Origin of the sequence: Stutzerimonas stutzeri (genome assembly GCF_024448985.1) — a bacterium.
In the GTDB taxonomy this organism is placed as follows: Bacteria; Pseudomonadota; Gammaproteobacteria; order Pseudomonadales; family Pseudomonadaceae; genus Stutzerimonas; species Stutzerimonas stutzeri_AP.
Window position 1 is genome coordinate 1 of the sequence record NZ_JAMOII010000035.1, and the last position, 6,609, is coordinate 6,609.

8 protein-coding genes are annotated in these 6,609 nt (G+C 54.3%); 7 read left to right on the forward strand and 1 reads right to left on the reverse strand.

The window, feature by feature from the left end; all coding sequences use genetic code 11:
* The coding region (locus NA647_RS19305; RefSeq protein ID WP_256059125.1) for a hypothetical protein at positions 1-772 on the forward strand (772 nt) is incomplete at its 5' end.
* Here the strand turns inward: NA647_RS19305 and NA647_RS19310 are convergent.
* Positions 769-1,692, reverse strand: a complete 924-nt coding sequence (locus tag NA647_RS19310) for a LysR substrate-binding domain-containing protein (protein ID WP_256059126.1) — start codon at positions 1,690-1,692, stop codon at positions 769-771. The genes NA647_RS19305 and NA647_RS19310 overlap by 4 nt on opposite strands.
* Positions 1,693-1,809: 117 nt before the next feature.
* On the opposite strand from NA647_RS19310, the gene NA647_RS19315 reads away from it, so the two are divergent.
* From NA647_RS19315 to NA647_RS19340, 6 genes are all read left to right on the forward strand, one after another.
* Positions 1,810-2,544, forward strand: coding sequence for an FMN-dependent NADH-azoreductase (locus NA647_RS19315; RefSeq protein ID WP_256059127.1), 735 nt, complete (start codon positions 1,810-1,812; stop codon positions 2,542-2,544).
* A gap of 301 nt (positions 2,545-2,845) precedes the next feature.
* On the forward strand, positions 2,846-3,682 hold the full coding sequence (locus NA647_RS19320; protein ID WP_256059128.1) for a WG repeat-containing protein: 837 nt from the start codon (positions 2,846-2,848) through the stop codon (positions 3,680-3,682).
* 460 nt (positions 3,683-4,142) lie between these two features.
* Entirely contained in the window at positions 4,143-4,718 is a 576-nt protein-coding gene (locus NA647_RS19325) for a hypothetical protein (RefSeq protein ID WP_256059129.1), read from the forward strand.
* A gap of 337 nt (positions 4,719-5,055) precedes the next feature.
* A complete protein-coding gene (locus tag NA647_RS19330) occupies positions 5,056-5,460 on the forward strand; it encodes a hypothetical protein (protein WP_256059130.1) in 405 nt (134 codons plus the stop codon).
* 182 nt (positions 5,461-5,642) lie between these two features.
* The gene (locus NA647_RS19335) at positions 5,643-5,990 is read left to right on the forward strand and encodes a hypothetical protein (protein WP_256059131.1); all 348 of its coding nucleotides are present in this window, start codon (positions 5,643-5,645) and stop codon (positions 5,988-5,990) included.
* 114 nt (positions 5,991-6,104) lie between these two features.
* Complete coding sequence (locus NA647_RS19340) at positions 6,105-6,569, forward strand: ABZJ_00895 family protein (RefSeq protein ID WP_256059132.1); 465 nt, start codon at positions 6,105-6,107, stop codon at positions 6,567-6,569.
* The last annotated feature ends 40 nt before the right edge of the window (positions 6,570-6,609 follow it).

Below are 6,609 nucleotides of genomic sequence, written 5' to 3' on the forward strand. Positions count from 1 at the left end.
TAGGCAGCTAAGCACCAACCTAGTAGAAGGCAAATCCATAACTAGAACCTGCCATACCAAGCAATTAAGGATGAAAATACAATCGCGCTGGTCTGAGGCACTCGATACCGAGCTCTCGCTTATTAGTCACTACAAGCTCTACCCATCCCTCCTTCCTTGGGTAGGACAACGTTACGACACACAACAGGTTCGCCTTCTAGTAGTGGGTGAAAGCCACTACCTTAAAAAAGAAAGTCGATATCACCATAATGACGAAGCGTGGTATACCGGCTTGGACACTTCAAAATACGATGACCACCACTGGTTCTTTACTCGAAACATAATAAACAATGGCTTACAGAGTCACTGGAAAGAAAAATCAAAGCTCATATATAAGAATATTGAAAAAGCTCTGTTGAATTCTCGTTTTGGCGATAGCGTCGAACTTTCCCCATTCGATCAAATTGCATATATGAATTACTTCCAGCGTCCAGCACAAATAACTGGAAAATCACTCGTGCATACCCCCCTTGACCGAGAGAGAAGCGCGGAAGTTTTTCTAAGTGTTGTGACAGCACTCAAACCGGACGTGGTTATCTTTTGCAGCAAATTGGCTTGGAGAGCTATGCGATCATCGGATTGCGCCAATGCCATGGGGAACACCCGTTTCGCTGTAACCCCACATCCCGCAACACGCTGGTGGCATACAGAGATGAAGAAGCACAACGGAAAATCTGGAAAAGATTTATTTATAGAGGCAATCAGATGGCCGCAAAGCACGGCTATTAGCTAGCGGTTATAACTGGTCAACCCAACCACCTCACACAACCCACCCGGCACCGCCATCACCCAATCCCTGACCGCCAGAACCGTCGGATCATCCCGCCGAATTTCCGGATAAACCAGATGAAACGGCTTCCCTTCCATCTCCGGACCAAACGGCTGCACCAACCGCCCTTCCCTCAGCTCATCCTCTATCAGCTGACGACTCATCAAGGCCACGCCTTGCGCGCCGATGGCGGCTGAAATGGCGTGAGTCTCGTCGGAGAAGACCAGCCCGGCGCTGACGTCCAAACCCGGCACGTTGGCAAGCTTCTGCCATGAAGCCCAATGAATCGGGGCGGATGAAGCGCCCTGAGCGCGGAAGTGAATCAATGAGTGTTTGGGTAGATCTGCGACATCCTGCAAGCCAAGCAATGGGCTGCAGGCCGGGACGAAGGTGTTATCGAACAGCTTCTCGGATACCAGCCCCGGCCAGCGGCCATCGCCGTAGCGGATGGCGACATCGGCCGTGACGCCGTCCAGCGCGACCGGTTCATGGGAGGTGTGGAAGCGCAGATCGATGTTGGGATGTGAATCGCGCAGCATGCAGACCCAGGGCACCAGCCAGCGCACCGCTATGGCCGGAGTAGTACTAAGCGTGATCGCCTGACGGCATGGCCCCGTACTGAGGCGTTCGACCGTAATGCTGATGGTGTCGAACGCGGTTTCCAGCACCTGTTGCAGCTCACGCCCCTGTTCAGTCAGCTCCAGCTTTCGCGGCTTTCGCAGAAACAGCGAGACGCCGAGCGATTCTTCCAGCAGCCGAATCTGGTGGCTGATTGCCGTAGCGGTGACGGACAACTCCTCTGCGGCCTGCTTCGCGCTCTCATGCCGGGCAGCGGCTTCGAAGGCCCGCAATGCGGACAGCGAGGGTAACCGGCGATACGCCATAACTGAGTTTTCCTCATCTGTAGCTAGAAATATTGATCGTTTGTCGCCCATAGAGCCTAGCCCTAGCCTGGGTCTACCGCGAATGACAGATGAATTCAGTCACAGAGGAGACCCGCCATGACGCACCTTCTACACCTCGACGCCAGCGCCCGTCCCGGCCTTGCCGGCAAGGACGAACACGGTTCCCACAGCCGCAACCTCACCCAGCGTTTCGTCAGCCAGTGGCTGGCCCGCCGCGCGCAGGACAGCATTACCTATCGGGATATCGGCCAGAACCCGCCCTCTTTCCTCGACCATGACTGGATCGCGTCGGCCTTTACGCCGCCAGAACGTCAGCAGCCGTGGATGAAGGACACGCTGGCCGAAAGCGACTTACTGGTCGATGAGTTGATCGCAGCCGATGTGTTGGTCATCGGGACGCCGTTGTACAACTTCGGGATGCCCGCGCCACTCAAGGCCTGGATCGACCAAGTGGTGCGCCTGGGCCGCACGGTTGGCATAGACGAAACCAGACTCCCCGACGATCCCTACCTGCCCATGTTGGAAGATCGGCCACGTCATGCAGTCATTCTCACCGCCCGTGGCGGCATTGGCTTTGGTCCTGGCGGCGAGATGGCCCACATGAACCACCTGGAGCCGAATCTGGTGACGGCGCTTAACTTCATTGGGATTACCCGCATCCATCAGATCGCGATTGAGGGTCAGGAAAGCGGTGGCGATGTGTTGGCGGCCTCAGTGGATCAGGCGTTACGTCAGGTTGATGTCTTGGTGGCCGAGCTTCAGGCAGCGCTTGATGCCAAGCCCCTCGTCACCGAACACGCCCCTCGTGCCACTCCGGCACACGCTTCGTGAACGAGCGCTGATCGGCCGCCGTCATGAACAGATAGACTGCGGCCCGATTCAGCAACACAAGGAGATTTTCATGGGAAGGGACAACCTTAAAGACGCGGCTTACACGTTCGATCAGAACTGGCACCCGTTGGGGCATACAACGCTAGCAACCGCAACTCGGGTTGTTGCCTGATCGTGGCTGGGGCCGCCAGGCGGAACAGTCTAAGACCAGGCCAGGTTATGGCGGCGCCTCCTTTGCTGTCTGGAAGCCGGGAAGCGGCGACTGCTCAGCCAGTGCTATACACACAGAAGGAGTTGACCATTGATTAGCGAAATTCACCTCTCTGCCGCCTACACAAGGCTTTTCGTTTTTCTTTGTCTGCTGCTTGGGCTGCAGGGTTGCGCGACACCACCGACTCCGTTCAACGAAGCCGGCCTGTGGGGTTTGAAGGACACACGGGAGAACGTAATCGTGCCGCCCAGCTACGAGCTCGAACCAAGGTTTTCCAATGGACTGGGTCTTGTACGAACCAATAAAAAATGGGGTTTCATCGACCATGAGGGCACGCTTGTCATTCCGGCCATCTACGACAAGATAGAACTCCCGAGCATGGGACTCATCGGCGCCTGCCGCGGCGATTATGGGAACCGACAATGTGGCTACATCGATACATCCGGCCAGACAATCATCGCTTTTGAATATTCGTCCGCCGAATCCTTCACCAAGGAGCAGGACGGCCTGGCCCAAGTCACGAAGGGCAGGAAGCACGGTGCGATTCGCAGGGATGGCAGCGTGGTAATTCCTATCATTTATGATGAACGCTTCATTATTCAGGACGGCTATGTCTTGGCGACGCTTGGAGGGCGCAGCCTTGTACTCACGACTTCCGGCGAGGAAGTCCTCAAGCCGTACGATGTGATTGCTTACGACGTGTGGGGAGGAAAAATTGCCAACAAGGGCCTGTTTACAGTGGCATCCGAGGGCAAATGGGGATTTGTAAATACCAAGGGAGAGATAGTCATTCCATTCAAATATGACAAGCGGGCCTTTTTCGGCCGTCGCTACGCAATTGTCAGCCGAGACGGCGAACGCTTTCGCATTGACAGACACGGAGTGGAAGAGCCGCTCAATCTGGAGACGCTACCGATCCCGTACTGACCGCATGTAACGTGCACGCCGCCCCCTCTGGAGGCATACTTGGCGGCGCAAGGCACATCCTCTTCCCCCGCGCCAATGAGCGAACCGACATTGCAATGGCGGCCCGGCGCCCCTCGGACAACACCCGGGATCCGGCAGGCCTGAATTCACTCAGCAAATCCTGTGGCGCCCCGCAACTTGCGGGAATGGCAAGTTGCGGGTAAACGATTATTCCCACGCTCCACCTGGGAATCCGCTCTTGACGCTCCGGCGTTACCCGCAAGTAAATCGCGCACCGCCAACCATGCAGTGAGGCAGAGCGTCAGGTGATTTGCTCCCACGCACTACACATTCAGCCAGGTGCGACAGCGCCTAGATACTAGAGTTGAGCAGAATGCGGCATTTCGTGGACAGGTTCCCCAGCCCAGTGCTGGCAGACCGTTATCATGCGCCGCTTATTTGCTGACCTAAGGAGAGGTCAATGATTGTTCGTCGCATCCTGCTACTCGGGTCCATGGTGCTACTTAGCGCGTGTAAGGAAGAGCGCCTACCCCTACACTTCGAACAAACAGTCGCCAGTGGCTGGAGCGTCGAGCCGGTATATAAGCAGGCGATCCTCGAAGGTCTGGACGACGCTGGCGTTGACGGCAGTCAGGCTACGCTCAGCGTGCGGGACAACGGCCTGGTGGTGGCCGTGTCCTTCCCCGATAACGCGCTGGATCAGGATCAACAGGAACGTCTGGCCGCCTATTTCGATGACCTACTCAAGGCCCGCACCGAGGCGGAGAAGGTGCGGTTGCGCATTAAGCATGAGGATCCGAACCAGACCGAGCAAAACGCGCTTTCCGCCAGCAGTTGTACCGCCAGCTCGACAACCAACTCAAAGCAACCTTCCTCAGCAAACAGCTGGGCCTTGGCAGCTACCCAACGTTGCGCCAAGACCTCGGCATTTCCACCCGCAGCCTGGTGCATCACTGGAGCCGAGGCGGCGCATCGGGCCAAATCCCCGGATACGCCACTCATATGGATCAGATTGCCAAGGCAGCTAAGTACCTGAGATATGGAAGCTATATCGGAATCGCCCTGGGCGGTGCCGCCTCTGCATTGAAAGTCCAAGAGGTTTGTCAGGCAGGCGAAACTCAGGCATGTCAGAAGATTCGATTTACCGAGACGGGAAGCTTTGCTGGGGCACTGGGAGGTGGAAGTGCCGCTGTGTCAATTACTAGCCGTTTGGCAGCAGGGCCTATTTGCGCTGCCATTGGTTTGGGGTCAGGCGGTATAGGCGGCGTTGTATGCGTCTTGGTAGTCGCCGGCGGCGCTTCTGTTGCGGGTGGAGCTGGCGGTGGATGGGCTGGCGAACTGGCGGGGGAAAAAATTTATGAGAGGAGCCAGCATTGAACTTCAATACTTGGTTTGAAACTTGGCACATGGATCTACAGATTGCCTTCCTCCTGGCTCCCTTTGTGATCGGTGCGATAGGACAAGTCGTCACCATCTACATGGTTTATCACGATTTAGATGAAATGAAAGCGGCGTTCCCTCACAGCAACCATATCCGCAACCAGTTGAATATATGGTCTGGCTCAGGATTCGTTGCGCGCTATATGCAAGTGAACGCCATAACTGGCGCGGTGCTCCTTGCCAGCTTCTACCTGCGCCGTGGCGAACTTGAGCCTGATGAAGTGGGGAACTTTCCAAAGCATTTGAAACCTCGAATGCTTTGGTCGACGTGGCTATTGGGGATTAGTCTTGCGTGGTTATTTTTGGCAGTTGGCCTACTCAAATTCAGTAAGGGCTGACACATCGATAGCTTGATTCAGTCGGCTTCGGGTGGCCTGGGTAGCGTTGTTTGCGGACTGGTTGTGGTCGGCGGGGCTTCGGTTGCCGGTGGCGCAGCAGGTGGCGAGTGGATGGGAGAATTCTCGTACGAGCAGACGAAGCCATGACTGAATTCTAGAACTCTTGGTGGGCGTTCGCTTTTATGCTGGCCCCGTTCGTGATTGGTTTTTCGGGCATGCTCATGATTCTTGTCATGGCATACGGAAATCTCGATCTGATTCTCCACACATTCCCCAACAGCCAGTATGTGCTAAGACAGAAAATGCTTTGGGGTAAGAAAGGTCTTTACTCCCGTTTTATTCTAACCAGCAGTTTGGCAGCTATAGCGTTGTTCCCCAAAGGTCACCTAAAACGCGGGGACCTTTTAGGGAGCGAAGTTCGAAGCTTGCCCCGTTTCATTAAACACCGCATGGTCATAGCTTGGTGGCTATGCTTCGCCGGTATGGCTTGGCTGCTTCTGGCAGTCGGCCTGCTCAAGCTAACAGGTTGAATGCGGCACACCAGGATAGCCAGTGTACTCAGTCGGTCGCTCCGCAACTAGGCTTACCAAAGCTGCGCTTATTCTCGGTTGTTAATTTCACTAATGTTATACAAGGACGTTCACATGACATCAGAAAATAAAGTATCAACTATTAAGTATGTAGGATTGTTTGCCTTACTTTATACAACATTAATGACCTTCTTTAATTTTATTGCGCATGGCTTCGACATTGACCTCGGCTCCGGCACAAATATAGCAATGCTAATGGGCGCATCCATGGTTACGTCCAATCAATTTGTAACAATCAATAAGAGAGCACCAAAGCAGCCAGAGAAAAATAAAATAGTACTAGGCTGTTTGTTATCATCTTTTGCAATATCAGTCGTTGGAGCTCTGTTATTAATCATAATTGCGCTAGGCCCTCATGGGCTTGCTGAAATAACGAGGATTCTTCCCAAGCTCTCTACACTGACGTGGTTGGTTATTATGGCAGCAGTAACTTTGTTCCATTATTTAATGCTCAACCTGTCATTTGGATGGCATGCGAATAGATACGCCAAGAAGATTCAATTAAAAAGCGTTGCGTAAGAGTTACTGGACCCGCTCGTTCATTCGACCTGATGGTTAA

Excerpts from the sequence above, each read along its gene's own strand:
- NA647_RS19335 (WP_256059131.1), top strand. The coding sequence starts at position 5,643 with ATGCTGGCCCCGTTCGTGATTGGTTTTTCGGGCATGCTCATGATTCTT.
- NA647_RS19340 (WP_256059132.1), top strand. The coding sequence starts at position 6,105 with ATGACATCAGAAAATAAAGTATCAACTATTAAGTATGTAGGATTGTTT.
- NA647_RS19310 (WP_256059126.1), bottom strand. The coding sequence starts at position 1,692 with ATGGCGTATCGCCGGTTACCCTCGCTGTCCGCATTGCGGGCCTTCGAA.
- NA647_RS19315 (WP_256059127.1), top strand. The coding sequence starts at position 1,810 with ATGACGCACCTTCTACACCTCGACGCCAGCGCCCGTCCCGGCCTTGCC.
- NA647_RS19325 (WP_256059129.1), top strand. The coding sequence starts at position 4,143 with ATGATTGTTCGTCGCATCCTGCTACTCGGGTCCATGGTGCTACTTAGC.